Annotated in this window: 22 protein-coding genes; all 22 read right to left on the reverse strand. The window is 41.5% G+C overall.

Annotated features, from left to right (window positions below; all coding sequences use genetic code 11):
• Positions 1–2: 2 nt before the first annotated feature.
• Positions 3–1,319, reverse strand: a complete 1,317-nt coding sequence (gene trmFO / locus DWW81_RS07765; RefSeq protein WP_117897264.1) for a methylenetetrahydrofolate--tRNA-(uracil(54)-C(5))-methyltransferase (FADH(2)-oxidizing) TrmFO — start codon at positions 1,317–1,319, stop codon at positions 3–5.
• Positions 1,309–3,399, reverse strand: coding sequence for a type I DNA topoisomerase (gene topA / locus DWW81_RS07770; RefSeq protein WP_117897265.1), 2,091 nt, complete (start codon positions 3,397–3,399; stop codon positions 1,309–1,311). The genes trmFO and topA overlap by 11 nt, the downstream gene beginning before the upstream one ends.
• Positions 3,400–3,424: 25 nt before the next feature.
• Positions 3,425–4,657, reverse strand: a complete 1,233-nt coding sequence (locus tag DWW81_RS07775; RefSeq protein WP_181982701.1) for a DNA-processing protein DprA — start codon at positions 4,655–4,657, stop codon at positions 3,425–3,427.
• Complete coding sequence (locus tag DWW81_RS07780; RefSeq protein WP_117897267.1) at positions 4,650–5,471, reverse strand: RNA methyltransferase; 822 nt, start codon at positions 5,469–5,471, stop codon at positions 4,650–4,652. Before DWW81_RS07780 ends, DWW81_RS07775 begins: the two co-directional genes overlap by 8 nt.
• A 118-nt stretch (positions 5,472–5,589) precedes the next feature.
• Positions 5,590–5,943: a 50S ribosomal protein L20 gene (rplT, locus tag DWW81_RS07785; RefSeq protein ID WP_022286868.1), complete on the reverse strand. Its 354-nt coding sequence runs from the start codon at positions 5,941–5,943 to the stop codon at positions 5,590–5,592.
• A 48-nt stretch (positions 5,944–5,991) separates the two neighbouring features.
• Positions 5,992–6,189, reverse strand: coding sequence for a 50S ribosomal protein L35 (rpmI, locus tag DWW81_RS07790; RefSeq protein WP_022286867.1), 198 nt, complete (start codon positions 6,187–6,189; stop codon positions 5,992–5,994).
• A gap of 22 nt (positions 6,190–6,211) precedes the next feature.
• Complete coding sequence (gene infC / locus DWW81_RS07795; RefSeq protein WP_022286866.1) at positions 6,212–6,766, reverse strand: translation initiation factor IF-3; 555 nt, start codon at positions 6,764–6,766, stop codon at positions 6,212–6,214.
• Between the two features lie 211 nt (positions 6,767–6,977).
• Positions 6,978–10,688, reverse strand: a complete 3,711-nt coding sequence (locus DWW81_RS07800) for a UvrD-helicase domain-containing protein (RefSeq protein ID WP_117897268.1) — start codon at positions 10,686–10,688, stop codon at positions 6,978–6,980.
• Entirely contained in the window at positions 10,681–14,046 is a 3,366-nt protein-coding gene (locus tag DWW81_RS07805; protein ID WP_117897269.1) for a PD-(D/E)XK nuclease family protein, read from the reverse strand. The genes DWW81_RS07800 and DWW81_RS07805 overlap by 8 nt, the downstream gene beginning before the upstream one ends.
• 95 nt (positions 14,047–14,141) lie before the next feature.
• On the reverse strand, positions 14,142–14,378 hold the full coding sequence (locus DWW81_RS07810) for a hypothetical protein (protein WP_117891962.1): 237 nt from the start codon (positions 14,376–14,378) through the stop codon (positions 14,142–14,144).
• A gap of 60 nt (positions 14,379–14,438) precedes the next feature.
• Positions 14,439–16,805, reverse strand: coding sequence for a homocysteine S-methyltransferase family protein (locus tag DWW81_RS07815; protein ID WP_117897270.1), 2,367 nt, complete (start codon positions 16,803–16,805; stop codon positions 14,439–14,441).
• On the reverse strand, positions 16,795–17,466 hold the full coding sequence (locus DWW81_RS07820; protein ID WP_242989583.1) for a vitamin B12 dependent-methionine synthase activation domain-containing protein: 672 nt from the start codon (positions 17,464–17,466) through the stop codon (positions 16,795–16,797). The genes DWW81_RS07815 and DWW81_RS07820 overlap by 11 nt, the downstream gene beginning before the upstream one ends.
• Before the next feature lie 107 nt (positions 17,467–17,573).
• On the reverse strand, positions 17,574–19,244 hold the full coding sequence (gene recN, locus DWW81_RS07825) for a DNA repair protein RecN (protein WP_117897271.1): 1,671 nt from the start codon (positions 19,242–19,244) through the stop codon (positions 17,574–17,576).
• A gap of 21 nt (positions 19,245–19,265) precedes the next feature.
• Positions 19,266–19,724: an arginine repressor gene (gene argR, locus DWW81_RS07830; protein ID WP_022286859.1), complete on the reverse strand. Its 459-nt coding sequence runs from the start codon at positions 19,722–19,724 to the stop codon at positions 19,266–19,268.
• Positions 19,721–20,596, reverse strand: coding sequence for an NAD(+)/NADH kinase (locus tag DWW81_RS07835; RefSeq protein ID WP_117897272.1), 876 nt, complete (start codon positions 20,594–20,596; stop codon positions 19,721–19,723). Before DWW81_RS07835 ends, argR begins: the two co-directional genes overlap by 4 nt.
• Before the next feature lie 19 nt (positions 20,597–20,615).
• On the reverse strand, positions 20,616–21,422 hold the full coding sequence (locus tag DWW81_RS07840; RefSeq protein ID WP_117897273.1) for a TlyA family RNA methyltransferase: 807 nt from the start codon (positions 21,420–21,422) through the stop codon (positions 20,616–20,618).
• On the reverse strand, positions 21,415–23,271 hold the full coding sequence (gene dxs / locus DWW81_RS07845) for a 1-deoxy-D-xylulose-5-phosphate synthase (protein ID WP_117897274.1): 1,857 nt from the start codon (positions 23,269–23,271) through the stop codon (positions 21,415–21,417). Before dxs ends, DWW81_RS07840 begins: the two co-directional genes overlap by 8 nt.
• A 25-nt stretch (positions 23,272–23,296) precedes the next feature.
• Positions 23,297–24,190 carry a polyprenyl synthetase family protein gene (locus tag DWW81_RS07850; protein ID WP_051706588.1) on the reverse strand — a complete coding sequence of 298 codons (894 nt, stop codon included), beginning with the start codon at positions 24,188–24,190 and terminating at the stop codon, positions 23,297–23,299.
• Entirely contained in the window at positions 24,183–24,371 is a 189-nt protein-coding gene (gene xseB, locus DWW81_RS07855) for an exodeoxyribonuclease VII small subunit (protein WP_117857305.1), read from the reverse strand. Before xseB ends, DWW81_RS07850 begins: the two co-directional genes overlap by 8 nt.
• A 13-nt stretch (positions 24,372–24,384) precedes the next feature.
• Complete coding sequence (gene xseA / locus DWW81_RS07860; RefSeq protein WP_117897275.1) at positions 24,385–25,578, reverse strand: exodeoxyribonuclease VII large subunit; 1,194 nt, start codon at positions 25,576–25,578, stop codon at positions 24,385–24,387.
• Positions 25,575–26,516 carry a peptidase M22 gene (locus DWW81_RS07865; protein ID WP_117897276.1) on the reverse strand — a complete coding sequence of 314 codons (942 nt, stop codon included), beginning with the start codon at positions 26,514–26,516 and terminating at the stop codon, positions 25,575–25,577. The genes xseA and DWW81_RS07865 overlap by 4 nt, the downstream gene beginning before the upstream one ends.
• Entirely contained in the window at positions 26,513–26,926 is a 414-nt protein-coding gene (gene nusB, locus DWW81_RS07870; RefSeq protein ID WP_242843630.1) for a transcription antitermination factor NusB, read from the reverse strand. The genes DWW81_RS07865 and nusB overlap by 4 nt, the downstream gene beginning before the upstream one ends.
• Between the last annotated feature and the right edge of the window lie 34 nt (positions 26,927–26,960).

Below are 26,960 nucleotides of genomic sequence, written 5' to 3' on the forward strand. Positions count from 1 at the left end.
CCTTAAAATTCCTCAATAGCCTTGTCAAGGTCTGCAAGACCCCTTTCAGCTATCATCTTATATTTCAGTTTCTTATCTCTTATACGTTCAGGAAGCTCAGGCAGGATACCCATATTACATCCCATAGGCTGGAACTTCTCCACAGTAGGATCGCTTATATACTTTGAAAGCGCACCCAGCATAGTGGTATCAGGCAAGGTAACCGCAGGCTTGCCCTGCAAACGTCTTGCCATGCTCAGACCTGCAAAAATTCCGCTTGCCGCCGATTCGATATATCCCTCAACGCCTGTCATTTGACCTGCAAAATAAAGGTTTTCTCTATCTCGCATATTAAACTGCGGATTTAAGAGCTTAGGCGAATTGATGAAAGTGTTTCTATGCATGACTCCATAACGTATAAATTCTGCATTTTCAAGTCCTGTGATAAGAGAAAATACTCTTTTCTGCTCACCAAATTTAAGGTTTGTCTGAAAGCCCACAAGGTTATACAGACTTCCCTCTGCGTTCTCTGCACGAAGCTGAACGACGGCATAAGGTCTGTTTCCTGTTCGTGGGTCTGTCAAACCTACAGGTTTCAGCGGACCGAAACGCATTGTGTCCTCTCCTCTTTTGGCAAGGACCTCAACCGGCATACAGCCTTCATACACCTTGAACCCGTCCTTAGAAAAATGCTCCTTATCAAAATCATGGAGCGGAGCGGATTCCGCATTGATAAGTTCATTATAGAACCTGAGATATTCTTCCTTATTCATTGGGCAGTTGATATAATCAGCTTCTCCCTTGCCATATCTCGATGCAAAGAAAACCTTGTCCTTATCAAGACTTTCATATGTGACGATAGGTGCGGCGGCATCATGAAAATACAGATAATCACCGCATATTTTGCCGATACTCTCTGCAAGCCCATCGCTTGTAAGAGGACCTGTTGCGATTATAACATCGCCATCAGGTATATCTGTGACTTCTTCCTCGATAACAGTGATGTGAGGATTTTTCATTATCTTTGCCGTGACCATATCGGAAAACTTTTTCCTATCAACAGCAAGTGCTCCGCCTGCTGATACCTTAGTTTCAGCTGCACATTCCATTGTAACAGAGCCAAGCCTGCGCATTTCCTCTTTTAGCATACCTGCGGCTGAATCTATTCTGTCCGCTTTCAATGAATTTGAGCAGACAAGCTCTGCAAAGCCCTTATATTTATGGGCGGGCGTAAACTTTTTCGGCTTCATTTCATAAAGCTCAACGTCTATCCCTGCTTGGGCTAACTGCCACGCAGCTTCACAGCCTGCAAGTCCTGCACCTATTACCTTAACCGCCATTAGATAAATTCCTTTCATATCCGCAATCAGGCTTGTGGCAAATGAGTATTCCGTTCTTTCCGCCTTTCTGGAAAAGCGTACTGCCACACTTAGGGCATTTCTCTTCGGTAGGAACGTCCCATGTCATGAACTTGCACTCAGGATTATCCTCACAGCCGTAATACTTCTTGCCCTTTTTAGACTTTTTAAGAAGCACTTTCTTTCCGCAGTAAGGGCAAATTCCGCCTGTTTCCTGAACTATTTTCTTGGTATTCTTGCACTCAGGAAAGCCTGAGCAAGCCATAAATTTGCCATATCTGCCTATCTTTATTACCATAGGTTTGCCGCAAAGCTCGCACACCTGATCTGTTTCTTCGTCAGGAACTTTGATACGCTTCCCGTCCATGGCTTCTTCGGCTTCAGTCAATTCCTCGTCAAAGTCACCATAAAAGTCCTGCAAAGTTTTTACCCAACTTTTCTTGCCACTTTCAACCTCATCAAGAGATTTCTCCATGTTTGCAGTAAACTTAACATCAACTATTTTATCAAAATGCTCGCTCATGAGCTGGTTTGTTACTTCGCCAAGCGAAGTCGGCTTAAGCTGTTTTCCGTCACGCTCAACATAATTTCTGTTTATTATGGTTGTAATAGTTGGAACATAAGTCGAAGGTCTGCCGATGCCTGTTTCCTCAAACGCTTTTACGAGGGTCGCTTCTGTGTATCTTGCAGGTGGCTGAGTAAAATGCTGATTTCCCTCAAGGTTACGCACCTTTATTGAGTCACCGGATTTTATTGGAGGAAGCACGTTTTTCTTTTCACCCTCATCGTCTTTAGCCTCTTCATAAAGAACAGTAAATCCGTCGAACTTTACAGAATAGCCTGTTGCCTTGAAGTTACAACCGTTTGCAGAGATATCAACAGAAACAGTGTCCATAAGGCAGTTTGACATCTGAGAAGCTATAAATCTCTCCCAAATGAGTTTATAAAGCTTGTACTGGTCACTCGTCACTCCGCTTGCCTTTACCATATCAGGTGTTACCTCTGGGTGTGTTGGTCGGATGGCTTCGTGAGCGTCCTGAGCGTTGCCCTTAGTTTTATATTTTTTCGGTGTGTCAGGGATATACTTATCGCCATATTTTTTTCTGATAAAATCATATGCCGCTGCTCTTGCTTCATCAGAAATTCTAAGGCTGTCGGTACGCATATAGGTGATAAGACCTGTCTGACCCATATCGTTTATCTCAACACCCTCATAAAGCTCCTGAGCGGTTTTCATCGTTCTTCTCGCCTGAAAGCTGAGACGTCTTGACGCTTCCTGCTGTAAAGTCGAGGTGGTGAATGGTGCGGCAGGAGATTTTCTGTGAACGCTCTTTTTTACCTTGTCGATAACAAACTCGGCACCCTCAAGTCTTTTCAGTATCTCGTCAGCCTGCTCTTTATTTTTCAACTCTGGCTTTTCTCCGTCAACTGTATTAAGCTTTGCAGCAAAGGTCTTTCTTTCGCCGTTTGCAGAAAATTTTCCGTCAATGGACCAATATTCCTGAGATACAAATGCCCTTATCTCGTTTTCTCTGTCGCATATCATTTTAACTGCGACAGACTGAACTCTGCCCGCTGAAAGTCCTTTTCTTATCTTTCTCCAAAGAAAAGGTGAAAGCTTATAGCCCACAAGTCTGTCAAGGATACGTCTTGCCTGCTGTGCATTAACAAGGTTTATATCAATAGAACGTGGATGACTCATTCCAGCTTTGATACCAGTTTCAGTAAGTTCGTTGAAAGTTACTCGGTTTTTATCATTCAGGTCAAGACCCAAAAGCAATGCAAGATGCCATGAAATGGCTTCTCCCTCTCGGTCAGGGTCTCCTGCAAGATAAACATGGTCGCTTTTCTTTGCAAGCTTTTTTATATCTTTTATAACGCCCTCTTTGTCTTTTATGTTGACATATTTAGGCTCAAAATTATTATCTATATCGACGCCCAGCTTTGATTTTGGCAGGTCACGGACATGACCCTTTGAAGCCACGACTTCATAATCATCGCTAAGATAACGCTTAATTGTTTTTATCTTCGTTGGTGACTCAACTATGATCAAATTAGACAAATCTATTCTCCATTCTTAATATATATTAAAGTCCAAACATTTTGCCCGGATATGACTTAACAGTGCCATAAAGTTCAAGCTCCGTTAGCTGTGCAAGCACATCAGAAATATCCATACCAAGCTTTGCGGCTATCTCGTCCACAAGCATATTTCCGCTTTTTAACAGTTTACAAATGCTCTTTTGTGTATCATCAAGCCCTGACAGATCAGGCTCAGGTGTTGGCTTTACCACTTCTGTTTCAGAAACAGTCTTGCTGTCAGGCACTTTTCTTTTGCTTTTTCTGTGCTTCACTGTCTTAGGCTCGCCATTGTTAAGAATAGCAGAATCCTCAGCAGGAAGCGTGAACTCTCCCAGGCTTTCCACAAGTCTAAGAGATTGATACCTTTCATTGCCAAGCGAATACACTATATCCTCTGCGCCGAACACAGGTTGACACTCATTTCTTATGAGATCTCGTTGTCCGAAATATCGACTGTCATAGATATCATGTGGCGGTACTACAAATACCTGTTTTCCTTGAGATATGGCGTGATTGACATTATCAAGACCATGACTTTCCTTGCTACACTCAGTAAAAAGCACTGCATTTGAAAGTCCAGTAAGAATTCTATTGCGATTCACAAAAGCATTTCCAAATGGTTTATAACCCGGAAAATACTCTGATATTATTACTCCATTCTCAGCGATCTGTTTTTTTAGCTCATTACTTCCCTTAGGGTAATCACAATCAAGAGCTGTGCCACACACAGCTATAGGTCTACTATTATTTTCAATAGCTACCCTGTTAGCGATCTGATCTATACCGCCTGCAAACCCCGAAGCAAGCAGACAGTTTCTTCTTATAAGATCTGCGCAAATATGCTTCGTTATCTTTACAGAATATTCAGACGGCTCACGGGAGCCTACTACTGAAATAACGCATTTATCGTTTAAAAAGTCAAGGTTACCATAAGTATACAGAACAGCAGGTGGATTTGCGATCCGTTTAAGTCTGTCAGGATAGCCCTCACTTTCGTAACAATAAATATTTATGCCAAGCTCTTCACAGCGTTTTTTTATGATTTCTGCGTCTTTAAGACTATATTTTCCTATCCTCTGCAGCTCTTTATCATTAAGTCCGCTGACCATATGATCATCGAGTGCAGTCATGAACTCAACTATATCATCATAATTTGCAGAAACTTCCCATATACGTTTGCTCGATGGAGTGAAAATCAGAACCGCTCTTATCCACAATAAAAGTCTTTCCTTATCCATGACTGCCACCTCGAAACATTTCCCACAAAATGATTGTGCCTGCGCAAGCAGCATTAAGTGATTCTATGTTGCCGTGCATAGAAATAGTCACACGATTTTTACAAATGTCTGAATGTTCTTTAGGCAAACCTTTGCCCTCGTTTCCTATTACAACAGCACACGGTCTGTCAAAATCAAATTCTGTGATATTTTCACCGTTTCTGACAACTGCAGCATTTGTAACAATACCAAGCTCATCAAAAAGCGTTGCGACGTTCAGAAAATTATCCACTACAAAAAGATCAAGTCTTGTAGTACTTCCCATAGCGGAACGAACCACCTTTGGGTTATACAGATCAACGCAATTATCTGTCATAACTACTCCACTAACGCCTACGGCATCGGCAGTTCTTAGAAGCGTACCCAAATTACCTGGGTCCTGTAAATTATCAAGCACGAGATACTTCCCGTTTTTGTCAATATACTCAGCCACAAAAGGCAAATCGACCTTGAAAACGATCATATAAATGCCCTGGGAGTTTCCCTCATCTGTCATCTTTTTCGCAAGCTCATCAGATATTTCAAAAACATCTTCAGGTCTTGTGCACGAGAAAAGGGTATCAGTTTTAAGTGTATTTTTATATTTAGTCAAGGCCGTTTGAGTATAGAAAACAGAATGGACTTTTATTCTTCCGCACACAGCTTCATAAGCGGTGTCAACGCAGTTTCTTGCACCTTCAACAGCAAACAATCCATGTTCTTCCCTAGCTTTTTTTGAAGACAGAAGCTTTCTGAAAAGCTTCACTCTAGGGTTATCTTTACTATTAATATGCAAACTGCGTCACCTCTTATTCTGAAAATTTAATCATTTAGTTGCCAAATGCGTCATATATGGTGTTGCCTTAATATACAACAAAACACGCAGGTTACAAGAACGTGCGTGTTTTTGACTATTAAAGAGCAGCCTTCGCCTTTTCTGCAATCGCTGTGAAACCAGCAGGATCGCTGATAGCTATTTCGGAAAGCATCTTTCTGTTAAGATTGATACCAGCCTTGTTTACGCCGTTCATGAATGTTGAATAATTCATACCGTTCATTTTAGCAGCTGCTGAAATTCTTGTGATCCAAAGCTTTCTGAAATCTCTCTTCTTCTGCTTTCTTCCAATGTATGCATACTGACCTGACTTCATTACAGCCTGTTTAGCCATTTTGAAGTGCTTGCTCTTGGCACCAAAGTATCCCTTAGCAAGCTTCAGAGTCTTATTTCTTCTCTTACGAGTCATCATTGCTCCCTTTACACGAGCCATAGTTATTACCTCCTGAAATTTTTAAAATTTGTTTTCCCTACAACTCGTTTATTTGTAAGGGATAAGAGCCTTTACGTTCTTGATGTTGGTATCATCTGCATAAGCTGCACCACGCAGGATTCTCTTACGCTTGTGATCCTTCTGAGTAAGTCTGTGTCTTTTGTTTGTGTGCTGGAACTTAACCTTACCGCTACCGGTAACACTGAAACGCTTCTTAGCACCAGAATGTGTTTTGATCTTTGGCATTGTATTTATCCTCCTTATTATTTTACTTGTTTACTTTCGGAGAAACGAACATCACAAGACTGCGTCCCTCCATTTTTGATGGCTTGTCAACAACGCCGGCTTCAGAGATAGCGTCTTTGAATTTTGCAAGAAGTTCTTCACCGAACTGTGGATGAGCCAAAGTTCTTTTCTTGAACCTTACAGAAACTTTTATCTTATCTCCTCCGTTAAGGAATTTAACAGCCTGATTGACCTTTACATTAAAATCATGAGTGTCGATCGTAGATGACATTCTAACTTCCTTGATCTCAATAACTTTCTGATTTTTCTTTGCTTCCTTCGCACGCTTTGTCTGTTCAAAACAGAACTTGCCATAATCCATGATACGGCATACAGGCGGAGTTGCCTGAGGAGCGATCTTTACAAGATCAAGATCTTTCTCAAATGCAATTTTAAGAGCCTCGTCAGCACTTAAAATACCAAGCTGATTTCCGTCAACGTCTATGACCCTGAGTTCTTTATCACGGATCTCTTCGTTGATCTGATGTTCCCTGTTGCTAATGACGCAGCACCTCCAAAAATAAAATAAAACGGGCACAGAACTGATCCGTACCCGCATAAAATCACATTGATATGCAAATTCATGTTGACCTTTTTACTACAGAGAACTGCGCTTAAGGTGAGAACGGACATTGTTCTGCTTTGTTTACCATGATATTATACTACACTTTTACCCACTTGTCAATACCTTTTCTCAAATTATTTCAAAAAAATATTATCAAAGTTCTCTATACGTCATTATATCACATTCAGAGCTTGATTTCAACCCCTTTCCGTAGCCAAAATGAATAAATATAACAGCTTTTTATTTTCTCTCCGAGTATCATCTCAAACGATGCTTTATACAGTGCAAGCTGTGTTTTATAGCCCATGAGCTGTGACAAATCATTAAATCTGTCAGTTTTATAATCAACAATAACATATCCGTCAGGCTCGTGGAAGATACAATCGGCGATACCTTGAAGCATACCGCTGTTACCATTATATTCAGGAAGATTTTCACTTAAGTCAAGATCACTCATTGAAACAAGAAACTTCTTTTCACGCATCACATTATCGGAATTTTTCACACGATCATAAAAATCAGATCTAAAGAATGCTTCAAGTGCTTCAACATAAACTCCGTCAGCTTCTTTCTGGCTGAAGTACCCCTGATTCACAAGACGTTCAAGCTCTGTTTTTACGCTTTCATGTGCCTTATCATAGTCCGATAACTCCATAAATTTGTGGGTAAAAGTTCCCTTTTCCGCTGCTGATAGTTTATCAAACTCATCATCAAGCCGTGGAAGACTAGGATAAAACTCAGGTTCGGTTTTCTCTGTCTGCTTCTCTTTTTCAGCCGCAGTTATCTCCGTAACAGTAAGCTTTGCTGGTGTTGATACTCCTGACCAATCATACTCAAATGCAAATTTGTCAAGAAGATTTCTAAGTATTGTTTTGTCCGCTTCTATTTCGCTAATAGTTGTATCTTCTTCCTGTGTCTGCTCTGTATTTTCAATGCCGTATTCATTATATATTATCTCAGGCTCAGGGTATTCGTCCCCACTGACAGCTATATTATCAGTGCCAAGCCAAGATGTGAGTTGATCACCCGTGGAGTGAAGTGCAAGCGTTATTGTTATCCAATCAAGCATCGTTTCAGCGTCCGCCACAACATTTTCAAGAGAATCTCCCTGCTTTGAGTATATGTTTCTAAGCCTGTCAACTATCCCCACCTTACGTTCAATAACCTTCTCATATGTGGTATTGCTGTAAATAATCGGTGCATAGCTTACAAAAAGTCTTTCTTTTGCTCTTGTACATCCAACATAAAGCAGGCGGAGTTTTTCACTTTTTTCCTCTGCTTTTGATTCCTTTGAAAGCTTATCATAGTAAAGTGAAGTTTTTCTCATAAGTTTGCTGTTATCCATAAAACTGAAAGCAAAGCCCAGCTTGTTATGTGAACAGTAACCTTTGTCTTTCTTTATAAGCGGTATATCAAGCTGACATAAAAATACAAATGGATATTCAAGACCTTTTGAAGCATGGTAGGTTTTTATGTAAACGGAATCTGAGCCCTCTGTTACCGTCATTGCCTGCTTAAAGGCTTTTTCATTTGAGGACACAGAGTCGATATATCTTAGAAAACCAGTTACACCCTCCTGACTATTTTGCTCATAGGATGAAGCATATTCAAGAAGCAGACGAAGGTTTGCTCGCTTTTTATCAGAATCAAGATACAGCGAAACGATCCCCATAAGGTCGGTCATGTCGTATATTTTTCTTATGAGCCGTTCAAGACCCATGCTCATTGAAAGATAACGCAGGGAATTAATAAGCTTATTAAGCTCTATGCACTTATCCTGCAATGTTTTATTATTAAAGCTTATATGGGTAGCTTCCTTTTCGTGGCTGTCCTCAGCAGAAGCTGATGCCGCTACCACCTGATAGATATGGTCTTTCAGTTTGCTGTTAGGCTTCTTTGACTTTTCTGTTACTGCCGCCATTTCATCAGGCGTAAATCCCATGATAGGCGACATCATGATAGCTGTCATTGCAATATCGTTCATAGGATTGTCAATTATCCTGAGCATATTCAGCACAAGGGTTATCTCTCTTGACTTCATGTATCCGTTTGTATCCTCAGAATATGCTTTCAGACCTACTTCTTCAAGGGCTTTTGCCATAAGGGTAATTTCATCATTCTTTTGAACAAGTATACAAAAATCTCCTGCACGGCATAGTCTTAGAGAGCCATGATCTTTGACTTCCTCACCTTTTTCAAGCATATGCTTTATCTTTTGCGCTATTACTTTGTTCTCCACAGAATAGCCATTTGTCTTTTTGTAGTCCTTATCAAAAGGTATGAGCATTATTTCTGTAGGCTTGTTATTTTCATCATAAAGTTCACCGTATCGAAGTTCTTCATTTCTATCATAATCCACCTGACCTGTGTGCTGTGTCATAAGATAGTGGAACAAAAAATTTACAAAATCAACCACAGATTCACGACTTCTGAAATTCTTGCTTAGCAAGATAGCCTCGAGCTGTTCGCTGTTTTCAGGTGCGGAAGCGTCATTTCTCGTTTTGCTGAAAAGTTCAGGATTTGAGAGTCTGAAACGATATATGGCCTGCTTTATATCGCCAACCACAAAAACATTTTTGCCCATGATATCCAAGTTATCAGAATCAGAAAGCGAGCGGAAAACAAGCTCCTGAAGATTATTCACGTCCTGAAACTCGTCTATGAAAATAAGCTCATAAAGCCTGTTTCTGCAAATTTCCTCGCAAAGCTCCGTGCGAACAGGTCCATTCTCGGTATCTTTTACAAGCAATTCTCTCGCCATTATCTCAACGTCAGAAAAAGTAACGCCATTTCGTTCAAGCTTCATTTCTTGTGAGATCTTGTCTATATCTTCGCATACCCTGCACAGAACAGTAAATATTCTGTCAGATTCAAGCATATTTTCCTTCATGATTAGTTTTGTGTTATTGAACATATCGGTAATTTTAGCTACGATATCTTTATATTTGTTTCTGTATGATGCACAGAAGGCATAATTGTCCTTGAATCTAATGCGAATATCATCGTCAAGTGATGCATTGAAAGCCTTGTTCGTGGGAAATCTTTTTATGGTGCTGAATTTCCAATCTGACTTAGCAATAGTATCTATATCACCGCTTTCAAGAAGCTTTCTTAACCTATGAAGAAGTTCTCTGTCACTGTCGGCAGTTTCATTCATTTTGATATGTTTTATAAAAGGTATGCCCTCTATCTCTTTACGGCAGGCATATTCTTCAAAAACCTCATACATTGAAAATGCTTCTTTCAGCTTTGTTTGAGCTACACATATATTATCTTTTATAAAGCTGTCAAAAATCTTATCATCAGTAAAGTTTTTATGTACCTCTGCTATCCAACGCTTAGGAAACGGCAGCGAACGCATGAATTTATAAAGATTGTCGGTGATTTCATTGAGAGTTTTATCCGCAAAAGCGTTTTTCAGCAGTTTGTAGCTTTCATAATCTTCTTCACAAAGCTTTTCATAAGCCTGCGTGATAGCTTCCTGCAAAATAAGATTTTGCACACTGTCATCAAGTATATCAAGTCCGCCCTGAAAATCAAATTCATGTAGATTACTTTTCACAAGGTCAAGACAGAAAGAATTTATTGTAGATATCCTCGCAAGCTGGATTAGATTTTGCTGACTAAGCAACCACTTGTTTTCAGGGTCACGGCGAAGCTGTTCGTCAAAAGCACGGCTGAGCTTTTCTTTCATGCTTGAAGCGGCTTCTTTTGTGAATGTTACTGCAAGAAGTCTGTCGGCAGGTATTTTATTTTTTTCATCAGAAAGAAGTTGTATCATTCGTTCTATAAGCACTGTGGTTTTGCCGCTTCCTGCCGCCGCTGAAACTATAATGCCCTTGCCACGGTCACTAATGGCTCTTTCCTGCTCTTTGGTCCATTTTGTATCAGCCAATTATTTTTTTCTCCTTTCTGTCAGTTAGTTCTTTCATAAGTTTTTCTTCATAAACGCTGTCTTTCACGTCTGTAACGTCCTCTTGGTTTACCCTGCCGCAGATATCGTGAAAATCACAGTGCTTGCAGGCTTCCGCTACAGGTCTCGCCTGAATGTTTCCCTGGCAAAGCTGTTCACCAAACTGCGCCACTTTGCCTATAGCAAATTCTCTGAGCTTTGTAAAAAAGCCGTCTGGAACAGTGCCTGAAATGCCGTTGGTTTTAGAATATTTAAAAGGCGCATAGGCATAATTTTCTTCTGAGCTGAAAGCTTCAGTGACGGCCTTTATATCAACGACTTTTCCTATAGGCTTGAAAGCGTTTAGCCGTGATCTGCTCTCGGCTTCTTCTACGTCAGCGTCGGCTGTCTGCTCGTATGTTTTAGGCTTGTTTCCTAGCGTGTAGTATACGATACCAGCCTGCTTCAATCCACCGTCTATATTCACTGGATTTTTGGTTTCAAGTAAAGCGGTAAGATACACGAACATCTGCAAATTAAGGCCATTGTAGAGCATTGAATATTTAAGGTCAATAGAGCCTGTTTTATAATCGATTATCCTCACATATTTTTCACCGTTCTCGTCCTCGAAAACGTCAACTCTGTCGATAATTCCCGTAAGGATTATCTTATCTCTGCCGTTTACGTCTATGATAAGTCTGTCTTCTCCTTCGGACTTGTCTATTTTGTATTCCAAAAGCGCAGGTCTGAATTTTGAGTGAAGAAGCTCATTCTGCATAAAACGAATGATATGCAGGATATTGCTTTCCATACGCTCCTGTAAAAATACAAATGACGGAGATTTTCCGAACATTCCACCAAGGCTTTCCTTTATATATTCGGTAACGTTTTTGTGGATATACTCTTTTATCTCATCATCTGAGAGAGTAAGGAAAGCTTTGTCAAAGCCTGTGCCGTCATCATCTTTACGCATTATCTTTTCAAGAAGCTGATGAATGATAAGTCCCCTGTTAAGCCCGTCGATATCTGCCTTTCTGACAGTTTTAAGACCAAGACCATACTTGCAGAAATAATTGAACGGGCATTTATAATATGTATCAAGCTGAGTAGGCGAGACCTTTGCAGGCTGTTCTGACATGAAAAGCTTTTCTGCTGTCTTTTCGTCAAGCTTATAGTCACCGTTTTCATGAAGATTCTTTGTTCGCATAAGTTTCTCGGCATATTCCTGCGATAACCCCAACACAGACCTAATCGCAGAAATTGTAGCGTTTTTATCACGGGAATGTTCCATATATTTATAGTAAGCTGTCCTGAAAGAAGTGCAGTAAAAATCAAGCCCCATGTCCTGAGCTTTGGTATTTATTTTGCCGAACATTCCGTTAAGCTCGGAAACAAGCGCAGATGGGTGGTGAGTTTCTCCTACAAGGTCAGATTCTGAATAAAGCACATAGAGCTTTTCGTCTGCAAGGGTAAAAGCGTTGTAGCACACAAGCTTCTCTGTCTGAAAAGATTTTCTTGCGCTGTGTGAGATATGAATATCGCTTCCCTCTAATATCATTTTTTCATTTTCTGTGATAAGTCCACCAGAGCTTAAAGATGCAGGAAATATGCCGTCGTTCACCTCAACAAGAAAGACAGCCTTTACACCCTCAAGCCTTGAATGGCTCGGGTCGCATATCCTTACGCAGTCTAGTTTCTGCGGAGGACGTGAAACACTCATTTGCGAAAGCATGAGCTTGAAAAGCTCATAAAACTGTCTGAGGGAGATAACTTCGTCATTCATGCAGTCATAGACGGATTTGATAGCCGAAAGAACAGAGTTCCAAAGTTGTTTCAATCCTCTTGCCATTTCAAGCTGAGTTTCGTTATCCGAAGTTCCTGCCTTTTTTACTACAGAAAAGGTCTGCTGAGAAAGCTCAATGCTACCGAGAAGATCATAAAGCCCACGGCACAATTCCCCTGCTGTAACGTCTTTAACAAGTTTGCTTTTAAATGCTTCAAAAGGCTCGATTATCTTTCGTCTTGAGCAGTTTATTTTTTCAAGCTGTTTTTCGCTGAGATCACCTGCAACAGTAAAATCACTGAGCCACATATCACCATCAACGCTCCAGCGTATGCAATAGTCTTCCAGATCTGATATCTCGATATTCAGCATTGGAAAAAGCGGCGATTTTATGTATTTCAAAATATTGTCCGTGGAATACTTTCTTGAAAGCAAGCACTTGAAAAGCAAGTTCATATACCTCACCAGAGATGATGAAGAAACACTGTCACTGCAGTCTGAAAAATATGGTATCTCATATCTGTCAAACGTACCCTCAAAAACGGAAGCACAATCTTTAAGGTTTCTTGCAAGCAAAGCTATGTCACTGAATTTATAGCCTTTTTCTCTAACAAGCTCCCATATCTTTCCACTGACAAATTCACTTTCTTCGTAAATATCCGTTGCTGATATAACAGAAACATTTTCACACTTTCCGACGTATGGCTTTTTGCAGGTGTTGTAAATCTCTTTGCTCACATATTCAAGTTCAGGGACTCTAAATGAGCTGTTACGACACTCTACCGTGTTGACCTTGTAATTATGATCAGCGGAAATATCTGTTATCTGCTGCAACGTTTTAAGAGTATCAGCAAATGGGTGATTTGCATATCTTCTAATGCTTTCATTGTCGATACATAGAGAGAACGTTATACTCTTGCACTGTGCGATACAAGCGTCAAGCATTTTAAGTTCATCAAAAGAGAAATCGTTGAAAGCGTCAACAAAAACTGTCATTCCACGAAAATATCCGTTTTCCTTCACCTGATCCACACTTCTTGCCATTGCAGACAGTGTATCCTGCATTCCTGCCTTTTCAAGCTCATCCATGTAAAAATCATAAAGCCTTGAGATATCAAAAAGTTTCATGGCAAGAGAGCCGCTCTGCTTCTCAGCAGCAAGAGCTAGATCCTGCGGTGTTATTCCGCTTTCACGAAACTGGCTCACAAGTTCGTTAAGTTCGGCTAAGAAACTGCCCTTTTCAAGACTCTTTTTATAAAAGCGGATATCCTTTGTCTGCTTAAGACGTCTGACTGCCTTATACATAAGGATAGTGCGGACGTTATCATCAGCATTTTCTTTTACCCTACCGCCATAAAGCTTCTCTGTGAACTCAGCGATACGGTTAAAGCCTGCAGTCTGTATGACGTTGAAATCTGCCGCACCAAGGTGTTCATACAGTTTTTTATCATATTCAAAAGAAAACTGATCAGGTATTATGACCATGACCTGCTCGCCGTTTTTTACAGCAGACTTGATCTTATCTATGAAAACTTTGTCACGTCCACTGTGAGAGCCACCGCTTATAACTGTTACCATTGAATGAGCCTCCGTTATGATTGATATTTATATAATAACACGGCAAGGCTCAAAAGTCAATCGTACTTTTGATACAAGTACAAATAAATGTACACTTAGCTAAAAAGGCTTTTAATTATCTCGGCTATTTTAAAAGTAAACTTTATATCTTCCCTATTGCCGTCTATGACAGTTATACCACTGCCATTTTTATCGTTTTTTTCATCTGACATAACATTGCTCAAAACGAATGCTGCCCCAAGGTTTGATGAGGAAAAAGCAGCGGCTTTGATGCCTGCAGAACTTACTGTAACGACAAATGAAATGATGATAGCTGTAACAAACTTTTTCATTAAAAATGGCCTCCCATAAATATCTGTTGTTCAGATTATGGGAGGTCATAGTTATTTTATTCAGTTTCCGAAAAATTTTCTTGCGATATCTACCGACTCTTTTGCATCTTTTGCATAATAGTCAGCGCCTATCTGCTCTGCATAGTCAGCCGTTACCACCGCACCGCCTACTATTATCTTGCAGTCAACATTGTTTTCACGAAGAAGCTTAACTGTATTTTCCATGCTCACAAGAGTTGTTGTCATAAGCGCAGATAGACCGATAAGATGTACGTCATTTTCTATTGCACAATCAACTACTGTCTGATAGTCAACGTCCTTGCCAAGGTCAATAACGTCATAACCATAGTTTTCAAGAAGTACCTTTACAATGTTCTTGCCGATATCGTGGATATCGCCCTTTACTGTTGCAAGGATTATCTTGCCCTTAGAAACGCTTTTTTCACCCGTTGACAGAATGTAATTTTTTATTACCTCAAAGCAAGCCTGTGCAGTGCCTGCTGTCTGGATAAGCTGCGGCAGGAAAAGCTTGCCCTTTTCAAATTCTGCACCAGCCTTATCAAGTGCCGGGATAAGCATATCGTTGACAATGTTCATGGCTTCTGTTTCCTGCAAAAGCTTTGCAGTAAGGTCTGCTGCTTCTTTCTTCAGACCGTTTTCGATAGCATACGGCAAGTCTATCTCAGCTTTTGCGCCTGTTGCGGCAGGAGCAGTTTTTTTCTCGCCACCGTAGTGAGAAATAAAGTCAACAGAGTTTTTATCAATGTTTGTCAGAAGCTTGTAGGCACGAACAGTTGCCGTCATAGAATCAATATTAGGATTCATTATCGGCAGGTCAAGACCCTTTGTGAGCGCCATCATAAGAAAGTTGTGATTAACTATCTCTCTGCTAGGCAGACCAAAGCTGATATTCGATACACCAAGAACTGTTTTAAGTCCAAGCTCGTTCTTTACTCGTTCCACTGCATTTACTGTCTGCATAACATTTTCCTGCTCCGCAGAAGCGGTAAGAGTAAGACAATCTATATACACATCTTCTTTTCTAATACCGTATTCAAGCGCCTTGTCAAGTATCTTTTTAGCAAGCTCAAATCTCTTGTCAGCACTCTTTGGTATGCCGTTTTCATCGAGAGTAAGACCTACCACAGCCGCACCATATTTCTTTACAAGAGGAAGAACATTTTCAATGGAGCTGTCCTCAGCGTTTACAGAATTGACGATAGGCTTGCCATTATAAGCCCTCAGAGCCGCTTCAAGCACCTCAGGTATAGTTGAATCCACCTGCAAAGGCACATCGACAACGCCCTGCAAAGACTTTACAGCCTTGACCATCATACTCTTTTCGTCGATTCCAGGCAGACCAACATTTACATCAAGAATATCCGCACCTGCGTGTATCTGCTCGATAGCCTGACCTAGGATATAGTCAATATCGTTTGCAAGCAGTGCTTCTTTAAAACGCTTCTTGCCAGTAGGATTGATACGTTCGCCGATTATTCTTGGCTGGTCTATAACCACAGTATGTGTCGGTGAACAGCAAGCGGCAGGGATATCATTATGCACGCTGACGTGCTTTTTGCCTTTGAGCATTTCAGCAAGCTTTTTGATATACTCAGGATTAGTTCCGCAACAACCTCCAAGCACCTTAACTCCCAATGGGATAAGCTTTTCTGCAAACTCTGCAAAATCTTCAGGTGAACAGTTATATTCATTTGTAACAGGGTCAGGAAGTCCTGCATTAGGCTTTACTACAACAGGGAGATTTGTCCACTTGCAAAGCTCCTCCACAACAGGATAAAGCTCCTTTGGTCCTAATGAGCAGTTCACACCGATTGCGTCAACGCCCAGACCCTCCAAAGTCAAAGCCATGGAGCTTATAGCAACGCCAGTAAATGTACGCATATTTTCCTCAAAAGTCATTGTGCAGACTATAGGAAGATCGCTGTTTTCCTTTGCCGCAAGAACAGCCGCTTTAAGTTCATAGAGATCTGTCATTGTTTCAAAAACGATAAGATCTGCGTCAGCTCCTGCAAGTATCTGCTCCTTATAAATATCGTAAGCTTCTTCAAAAGTGAGCGTTCCTGTTGGCTCTAGAAGCTGTCCGATAGGTCCGATATCAAGAGCAACAAGGGTATCAGTACCCTCACAGGCTTTTCTAGCATTTTTTATAGCCGCAGTGATAGCCTGCTGGACAGTATATCCGCACTTTTCAAGCTTGTGTCTGTTTGCACCGAAAGTGTTGGCGTAAACAATGTCTGAGCCTGCGTTTATATACTGGCGGTGTATGTCCACCAGCCAATCAGGCTTGTCTATGTTAAGGGCTTCAGGAGTGCCACCCATTTCAAGTCCCTTTGCCTGAAGCATCGTACCCATTGCTCCGTCAAGTATGACAAATTCTTTTGTTTTAAGTAATGTTCTAAAATCCACAATGATCTCCTCTTTTTCTAAATTGACAGACTTCCCTCATATTACAGCAGGCACAACCACGTCTGCCCCTTGATATTTCATTTTTTGACAATCCGATTATCGCCGTAACAGACTTTCTCGGCGTCAGTATATTATTTTCAGTTGCATTAAGCCCGATAAATTTCTGCGCATTGAGTACGTCAAGAAAAACTCTCTGCACGCTGATAGGCAGATCGCCATAACCTGGAGAAAACCTCCATGTCTGATTATATCCGCTGAGCTTTTCTTTCACAGTGTTGTCAACTATATCGCATACCTGCTCAACAGCCGCACTTGCAAGGCAATCCGCTATCATAGCTTTAGCCATATCCTCTGCTTCATAAGCACGAAGCTTTCTATCAACGCCCGAAGAAATAGTCGCTGCAAAAAGCACACATTTACCGCACCCCTCAAGGTGTCTGCATATATCATTGCCGCCAAGAAACAACGGAGTACCGATGACCTCAACACCGTTATCTTTATGAGCGACATCAAACACTCTGTACACAAATTTAGGCTCAATGACCTTCAAAAGCTCTTTTTCACATTCATCTATCAACAAAGCCGTGCGTTCGTCTGGCTTGTTATTGCCCATTCCCATATATCTCACGGCTTCTTTGACGTTTATATGTTCAAGTTTCAAATAATCACCTACCGATTGTTATTATACCACATTACTATGAATTTTACAACAATAAATAATAAATGTACGTTCACAAAAAAGTCCCCGCAATCATCAGGGACTTTGTGTTACATATTGTCAGCGTCTTTAAGATACTGTTCAGCATTTTCAAGCATAAGCTCTGTGATATTTTCACCGCCCATTATCCTTGCTATCTCATACTTTCTCTGCTCATGATCGAGAGTTCTAACAGTTGTAACTGTCCTGTCACCCTGTATATTTTTCTCAATAAGCAAATGATTATCCGCCATAACAGCCATTTGGGCAAGGTGGGTCACGCAAAGAACTTGCCTAAGGCGAGATATTTGTTTCAGCTTTATACCTATCTTCTGAGCCGCTCTGCCGCTTACTCCTGTGTCTATCTCGTCAAATATCAGCGTGCCAATACTGTCCTTTTCTGCAATTACGTTTTTCAGTGCAAGCATTATTCTTGAAAGCTCACCGCCTGAAGCGATCTTCGCAATAGGCTTTGGCTCTTCGCCAAGGTTTGCAGAAATAAGAAACTCTATGCTATCCATGCCATTTATGGTGAGCTTGCCTGTTTTCTGCTGAACCACCAGCTTGACCTTTGGCATATTGAGAAATTCAAGCTCCTCTGTTACCTGAGAAACAAACCGTTCTCCTGCTTTTTTTCTATGGTCTGAAAGTGCTTTGGCTTTCTTTGATACCTCCGCAAGAAGTCTTTCCTTTTCTTTATTAAGCTCGTCTAAGCTCTGCTCTGCTCCGCTCAGTTCATCAAGCTCATTCTGTGAATTTTCAAGAGTAGTCAGTACATCATCAAGCTCAGGTCCATATTTCTTCATGATACGCCTGAGTTCATCAGAACGCTGATTAAGGTAATCATAACGTTTCGGGTCGATATCGAGGCTGTCAAGAAGTGAGCCTATCTCCTCGGAAATATCCTCCATTTCAATAGCCGCAGAACTAAGTCTGTCATATATAGGCGATATCTCAGTCATTATATCAGTATATTCCTCAACCGATTTTGAAGCTCTCTGCGTCATCTCCACTGCACCATCTGTGTCATCATCGCCCGAAAGAAGTTGTTTTGCCATATAAAGAGCCTCAGAGATTGCAACAGCATTTTTAGAGATGTTAAGCTCTGCTTCTATCTCTTTATCCTCGCCTTCATGAATGTTTAGCGCATTTATCTCCTCGACAATATCAGCAAGCTCAGCCATGCGAAACTCTTTTTTGCTTTGCTCAGTTTTTATCTTGTTTATCTTCTTTGCAATGCTTTGAAGCTCTCTGAAAGAGCTGTGATAATCTTCTATAAGAGCTTCCGATTCGGCATAGCTGTCAAGTATCTCTATATGACGTTCAGGAGCCATGAGTATCTGATTGTCGTGCTGTCCATGGATAGTTACAAGCGTTTCTCCGATAGCTTTAAGTACGGAAACGTTCACCGCTCTCGAGTTGACTCTTGCAACGCTTCCACCATCTGAACGTATCTCACGGGTAAGAAAAAGCTGTCCGTCTTCTGCGCTTATACCAAGCTCGTCTAGTACCTGCAAAACATTGTCCCCAATGTCAGTAAACAACGCTGAAATAACAGCCTTGTCCGTGCCTGTTCTCACAATATCTTTAGTGACACGCTGACCGAGGATAGCATTTATTCCATTTATAAGTATAGACTTACCTGCTCCCGTTTCGCCTGTGAAAACATTAAGCTTATCAGAAAAATCTATAGTTGCCTTTTCAATCACGGCAAGATTTTCAATATAAAGTTCACTTAACATTTTAGATCATTCCTCTGCTGTTTAAGAAATAATAGAGGATCTCAGTTCCTCTGCCATATGGGACGCATCTTTTTCTGTCCGCATAAGTATGAATATCGTGTCGTCACCTGCAAGCGTTCCCACAACATTGTCAAGCCCAAGCTTGTCAAGCTTTGCACACACTGCTTGTGCCATGCCCGTATGACATTTCACCACAACAGTGTTAAGCGCATGATCCACCGACACAACTGCGTCTGAAATTATGCCGAAAATACCATTGTTTTGCTCTGCAATATCTTTTTTGAGTGCAGGCAGGCTGTATTTATAATTGCCGTCTGAACCAATGGTCTTTACAAGGGAAAGCTCCTTTATATCCCTTGAAACTGTTGCCTGAGTGACTTTCAGACCATGCCTTTTAAGCGCTTCACGAAGTTCCTCCTGAGTGCCGATATTTTCGTCTTTGACAATCTGCATTATCAAATTCTGACGCTGATTTTTCATATGCCGTCCTCCGCTGATTCCTTCAACGGCTGCATAAGCTTTTTGTTTATTGACGAGAAAAAGCTGCCGCCGCTTATATCTATGATTTCAACAAAATACTTCGACTTTGATACTATCACAGTGTCCTCTGCCGAAAGTCTGAAAACATTATTACCGTCAACGCTGACGATTGCGTGAGAGCCACTGTTAGTGTGACACTTGACTTTCATAACGCTGTCCTCTGAAAGTATCATAGATCTTGCAAAAAGCGAGTGAGCACATATCTGTGTGAACTCTATACACTTCATTTCAGGTTCGATTATGGGTCCGCCTGCTGACATTGAATAGGCTGTTGAGCCTGTGGCTGTAGAAAGTATAACGCCGTCTGCACGAAGTGAAGAAATAAGTCTGCCGTTTTTTGACACCTCAAAATCGGCTATCTTACAATCGTCAGCTTTTGTTACTGCGACATCATTAAGCGCAGTATATGACTTATTTTCACTGCCACATTCGACATTTACATTTAACATCATTCGGCGGCTGAGGGTATATTCTCCAGAAAAAAGCTTGTCCAGCAATTCAAGCTGTGAATGTTCAAGAGAGGCCATAAAACCGAGTCTGCCACAGTTTATGCCAAGTATAGGCTTCTCAAACTCACAGCCCTTAAGAGAGCATTTGAGTATCGTTCCGTCACCACCGATCGCAATAATCATATCACACTGCTTTACACACTCGTCTTCGCTACAGAAAGTGATATCGATCTTTCCGAAAACGTGCTTATAGCATGTATCCATAAAAAGTTTTGCACCATTTTTGCGCAGCCTTTCATATGTTGCGGTCGTATACTCAAAGCAATGAGTTTTATCAAGATTTGGATAAAGATAAATTTTCATAATATTACCACTCTTGCGTTTAGTCTTTGAAGCTATCAAAAGCTTCGTTCACAAATTCTTTTATATTGAGCTGACCAAGCTTGTCAGCCGTCATGTCAGCGTTTTTAAGTAGAATAAGATATTCAAGATTGCCGTCGCCGCCCTTAACAGGTGAAATTGTTATCTTTTCAGCCGCAAGCCCCTCTGCTCGAAAACAGCCAAGAAGCTCGGTTATCACTCTCACATGGTCTTTACGATCTTTGACGATACCCTTTTTATTGAGAGCCTGCTTGCCAGCCTCAAACTGAGGTTTTATAAGAAGAACCATTTCGCCGCCATCGCAAAGACAATCGCAAAGGGATTTTATAACAAGTTTTAGAGAAATAAACGAAAGGTCACCACTTATGAACTGCACAGGTCTGTCAAAAAAATTCGCTGTCAGATATCGTGCATTCACGCCCTCACAGTTTTTCACCCTACTGTCATTGCACAAACTTTCATCAAGCTGTCCGTGACCCACGTCCACCGCATAGACAAATTCTGCGCCATGTTCAAGCATACACTGAGTAAATCCCCCAGTTGAAGCACCGATATCTGCACAAACTTTACCTGTCAAGTCAAGCCCGAAAACATCACAGGCGTGTTCAAGCTTAAGTCCGCCCCTGCCGACAAACTTCATATCGTCAGGCCTACATTTCACCACGTCGTTCTCATCAACTAATATAGAAGGCTTGACGCAGACCTTGCCGTTTACCGACACAAATCCATTTTTTATAAGCTGCTTGGCACGTTCTCGGCTTTTTACGCCGCAGTTAGTAACTATATACACATCAAGTCTTTCACTCATCTTTCAAGAAGCCCTCAACTGTATCAGCCATTTTCTCTGCTGAAAAACCAAGCTCGTCAAGTAGCACATCACATTTTCCGTGCTTCACAAAACCGTCAATAGCAAACTGTGCCACATTTGGGCAGATAGAAGCATACTTCTCTGAAATACTTCCACAGTAATAAGCTTCCTCAAAGAACAGCACAGCATCGTAGGCTGACATTATATCAACCACCTCATTGTCTATAGGAAAAATATTCACGAGCTTAATAATATCGCACTTTATATCACGATTTCTGAGTATTTCTATAGCTGTAAAAAGATCATTTGCAAGCCTGCCGTATGTAACAAGCAGAACCTTTGCGCCCTCTATATGACGATAAACGTAAGTTGAAACAGGATCAGATGTATCATACAGCGATTGATCCCTGCCCCTTGGATATCTCACAGCACAAATGCCACTGTCGTCCTCAACAGCCTTATGCAGGCACAGCCTGAGTTCGTCATAATTAGACGGAGAATATATCCTCATATTGGGCATAGAGGTAAGAAAAGAAACATCAAAAATTCCCTGATGTGTTTCACCATCATCACCGACTATACCTGCGCGGTCAACGCATATAACTGCATGACAACCTCCTATTGCCATATCATGGATAAGTTGGTCGTATGACCTTTGCAAAAACGATGAGTACACCGCAAAAACAGGTACATAGTTCATAGAAGCAAGCCCAGCACAGAAAGTAACTGCGTGTTCTTCGGCAATGCCTACATCAAAGAAGCGTTCAGGAAAACGCTTCGCAAAATACTGAAGCCCCGTGCCGTATTTCATTGCCGCAGTGACTGCACAAAGACGCTTATTCTTTTCGCCCATTTCACAAAGCTCTTTTCCCATTATAGAAGAAAAGCTGTCAGAAAGTACGACGTCGGGATTGCCCGTTTTTATCTCAAAGGAGCCAACCCCGTGAAACTCTCCTGGGTTAGCTTCTGCAGGAGCATAGCCCTTGCCTTTTATAGTATTCACATGAACAAAAACAGGCTTGTTTACTGCCTTTGCAGCCATAAGTCCCTGTTCAAGTTCTTCAAGATTGTGTCCGTCGATAGGTCCAATATAGTGAAAGCCAAGATCTTCAAACATGGTGCTGTGAAGTATCATGTTCTTGACCGCATTTTTGGAGTTACGAACGGCATTTTTCACAGGTTTACCTATAACAGGCGTCTTATCAAGCATTCTCTCTACTCTGCCCTTTGTGCGCTGATAGCTCTCTTTTGTACGCATGGAGGAAAGATATTTTGCCATTCCGCCAACATTTTTTGAGATAGACATTTCATTGTAGTTGAGGATAACGATGATATTTGTATCACTTTTGCCTGCATTGTTAAGCCCCTCGTAAAGCTCGCCACCTGTTGAAGCACCGTCACCGACTACAGCTATAGCATGGTGAGTTTTATCACCACTCAGCTTCATTGCTGTGGCGATCCCAAGCGCCGCAGAAACAGAAGTAGAGCTGTGACCGCTTATAAAAGCGTCATGCACTGACTCGTCAGGTCTGCAAAAACCCGAAATACCGTTTTCCTGTCTGAGAGTTTTAAACTCTTTGAGTCTACCCGTAAGTATTTTATGTGTATATGCCTGATGACCAACGTCCCAGACGATTTTATCTTTAGGTGATTCAAAAACTCTGTGGATAGCCATTGTAAGCTCCACAGTACCAAGATTTGACGCAAGATGACCGCCGTTTTTTGAAACCGTATCTATAAGAATTTTCCTTATATCACCGCAAAGCTCCTCACACTGTGCAATGGAAAGCTTTTTCAGGTCGGCAGGCAAATTCATTTTATAAATATCAGGCTTTTTTATTTCCGACATTATATCTAGATCTCCAATCTTTTTATCAACTTCTTCTTGTAAGCATATCAGATGTAAGCTCTGTGAGGAAAACGCTATCCTCAAAATATTTAAGATGACCCAGTGCTTGAACTGTCAGTTGTTTTGCTATCTGTTCTGACTTGTCAAGTCCAAGGAGGGATACATATGTGTTTTTATGCTGTTCGCTGTCACTGCCGATAGGCTTGCCAAGCTCCTCAAAAGTGCCTGTTACGTCAAGGATATCGTCAACTATCTGAAATGCTCTGCCCATTGCCTGAGCATAGTCTGCCGCAAAGGGGATAGCCTCAAGCTTATCTCCAAGTATAACGCCCATTACACAAGCGGCTTCAATAAGTGCGCCTGTTTTGCAGGTCTGCAAAATATTCAGTGTATCAACATCTATTTCTTTATTTTCATATTTAAGGTCTATCACCTGACCGCCTATCATGCCGTCAGTGCCTACTGCTCTTGCCAGAACAGAGATAAGCATAACAGCCTTGTCGGCAGATATAACGCCGTTCATGGCACTGTTGGCTATGACCTCAAAAGCAAGGGTATTCAGTGCGTCGCCTGCAAGGAGTGCAATATTCTCAGGAAAAGCTTTATGACATGAGGGCTTTCCACGTCTGTAATCATCATCGTCCATACAAGGCAGATCGTCGTGTATAAGAGAAAAAGTGTGTATAAGTTCAATAGAACAAGCTATCTCTGCATACTTTTCAGGCTGACGCTCACCGCACATACGGCAAAATTCAAGCATAAGCACAGGTCTGAGCCTTTTGCCCCCTGCCTGCAAAGAATACTCCATAGCCTCAACTACCTGACCCTGAAGCTCAGGCTTTGAGCGGGTAAGCTCCAGCAGTTTATTATCTATAAGCTCCACATAATAATCAAGTGTGGCTTTGTTCATATCATTCATCGCTATTATCTCCGTTCATAGCCTTTACGGAAAGCTTTGCACTTTCAAGGCTTTTTTTGCAATCGACCGACAGATCTATCCCCTCTTTATAAAGTTCCAAAGCTTTCTCAAGAGGAAGCTTGTCATTTTCAAGCTGACCAACTATATCATTAAGTCTTGTAAGATTTTCTTCAAAAGTCATTTTAAACAGCCTTTCATTTGACAAATGTTATTTTAGCAGATACACTGCCGTCTGACAGCTTTATGTTTACCTCGTCGCCAACGTTCAGCATTGATACACTGTCGACAACGCTTTCGTCTTTCTGAACGATGGCATATCCCCTGCCCAGAATATTGAACGGACTAAGCATATTCAGAGAAGAAACATAGCCGTCAAGCTTAACTGACAGCTTTTCAAGCCTGCGTTCCATGATCTGCGACAGCCTTTTTTCAAGGTCGCACACTGCTTTTTCGCTCTGCTCTAATCTCTTTTCAGGAGAATATAATTTCAAAAGCTTATCACAGCTTTCTATCTGTGACACAGCCTTATCAAGTTTAAGCTCCATAGCCTTGTCAAGCTTTCCCCTTAAAAGCCTCACAGCATTAAGTATATCCGCCTTGTCAGGGGTAGCAATCTCAGCCGCCGCTGACGGAGTTGGCGCACGCATATCTGCGGCATAGTCTGCAAGGGTGGTGTCAGTTTCGTGACCTACAGCCGATATCACAGGTGTATTGCAGGCGTAAACAGCCAGTGCCACCGCCTCGTCATTGAACACCATAAGATCTTCGCTAGAGCCACCGCCACGAGCTAATATTATGGTATCTGCACCGCTTTTATCAGCCGCCGAAAGTGCTTTGCATATAGTTTGTGCTGCCGCCGTACCCTGCACCTGCGCAGGATAAACTTCGATATTGCACACAGGATAACGCCTTTCAGCTATATGGATTATATCCTGCAAAGCCGCCGCAGTAAGCGACGTAACAACAGCTATCTTCTTTGGAACAAGGGGTATTTTCTTTTTTTTGTTCACATCAAATACGCCCATTTTTTCAAGCTTTTTCTTGGTCTGTTCGAGCTGAACGTGCATAACGCCCACACCAAGAGGTGCTATCTCCGTAGCTATTATCTGATAAACACCGTCACGCTCATAAACCTCTATATTGCCCATAACAAGCACGCTCATGCCGTCCTCAGGCACGAATTTAAGCCTTGAAACACTGCTTGAAAACATAACAGCTTTAAGTGCAGAACTGCTGTCCTTTACTGTAAAATAGGCATGACCTGATTTATAATGTATATTAAAATTGGATATCTCGCCCTTAACGGCAATGCCTTTCAGCTTAAGGTCAGACCGCAGTTTTGAAGCAAGATATCTGTTTAGCTGAGAAACAGTGATAACTGAACTCATATTTTGATCTTCCCTTTCCTGATTGCAGCATAGACCGCAACGCCCACTGCGTTATCGCTTGAAAACTCAGGCTCAGCAAAGCTGCCGTACTTTTCAAGCTTGCTTTTTATAAAGCGATTAGACATCACACCGCCTGCATATATAATAGGTATATCCTTATACTCACGGCGAAGATTAACTGTCATTTTCTCCACCGCAAGGCACACACAATCAATACAGTATGCCGCAACATCAACCACGGAACAGCTCTCGTCTATAAGCTTCATGCACTGATTTTCTATTCCAGAAAGTGAACAATAAAGCCCGTCAACTGATGCTTTTGGCTTTATTTTATGTTCGCTTTCAGACGCAAGCCTTTCAAGCTCTTTACCACATGGAAAAGACAGCCCAAGCCTTACGCCTGTTCTGTCTATGGCTTGTCCGCCTTTAAGATCACGGCTTCCGCCAATTTGAGTTATATTTATCAGCTTAGCCTTGTCAGGCTCGCACAAAAGAAGATCTGTAGTGCCACCGCTGACGTGAAAAGCCGCAAAAGGCTTATCAGAACTGAGCATATCCAGCTTTCCGCAGGAATAAAGTGCCGCAAGTATATGTCCCACCTGATGCGAAGTCTTTTCAAGGTCAGCTCCACAGGCAAGTGACACAGCTTGTGCAACATTTTCTCCAACAAGGAAGCAAGGCATATACGACCCCTCTGCACACCTTGGTGCATAAGAATACCCAACTGCACTTATGTTATACTTTTTATCAAAAAGTTGTTTCATAAGTTCTGGAAGCTGTTTAGTATGGTGAAACACAGCGTCGGATTGTCTTAGTCCTCGCTCTCCCTGCTGGACAGGAAGAAGTTTTTTGCATGACCTGACCCTCATATCCGCTGTATCAAGCAGTGCACATGAAGTGGTATAATTGCTTGTGTCTATTCCGAGTACAAAACTCACTGCTTTTCCTCTTGTTCCTTTGCAAATGAGCCAAGCACACCGTTTACAAATGAAACGTCAGGCTCGAGGGCATATTTTCCTGCAAGAGCCACAGCCTCGCTTATGGCAACGTTCACAGGAACGTTCTCCTCATATATTGCCTCGTAAATAGCAAGTCTGAGTATTGCAAGATTTATCTTAGGTATTCTTTCAACAGTTCTCTTGTTGCTGAACTTGCTGATTATGCTGTCGATCTCGTCCTGCTTTTCGCAAACATTTTCCACGAGCTTTTTAACTTCATCATTTACGATGATCTCGTTCACTTCCATGGCAGACATGAAAATATCGTCAAGCTCCTCGTCCTGTCTAAACATTTTCTCAAATATCAGCAAAAATGCTGATTCTCTTATTTCACGCCTTTTAATTGGCACAAAAACACTTCCTTCATCTTATATTTGTCTGAAT

It is taken from the genome of Ruminococcus sp. AF17-1AC (genome assembly GCF_003461385.1).
Classification (GTDB): Bacteria; Bacillota; Clostridia; order Oscillospirales; family Ruminococcaceae; genus Hominimerdicola; species Hominimerdicola aceti.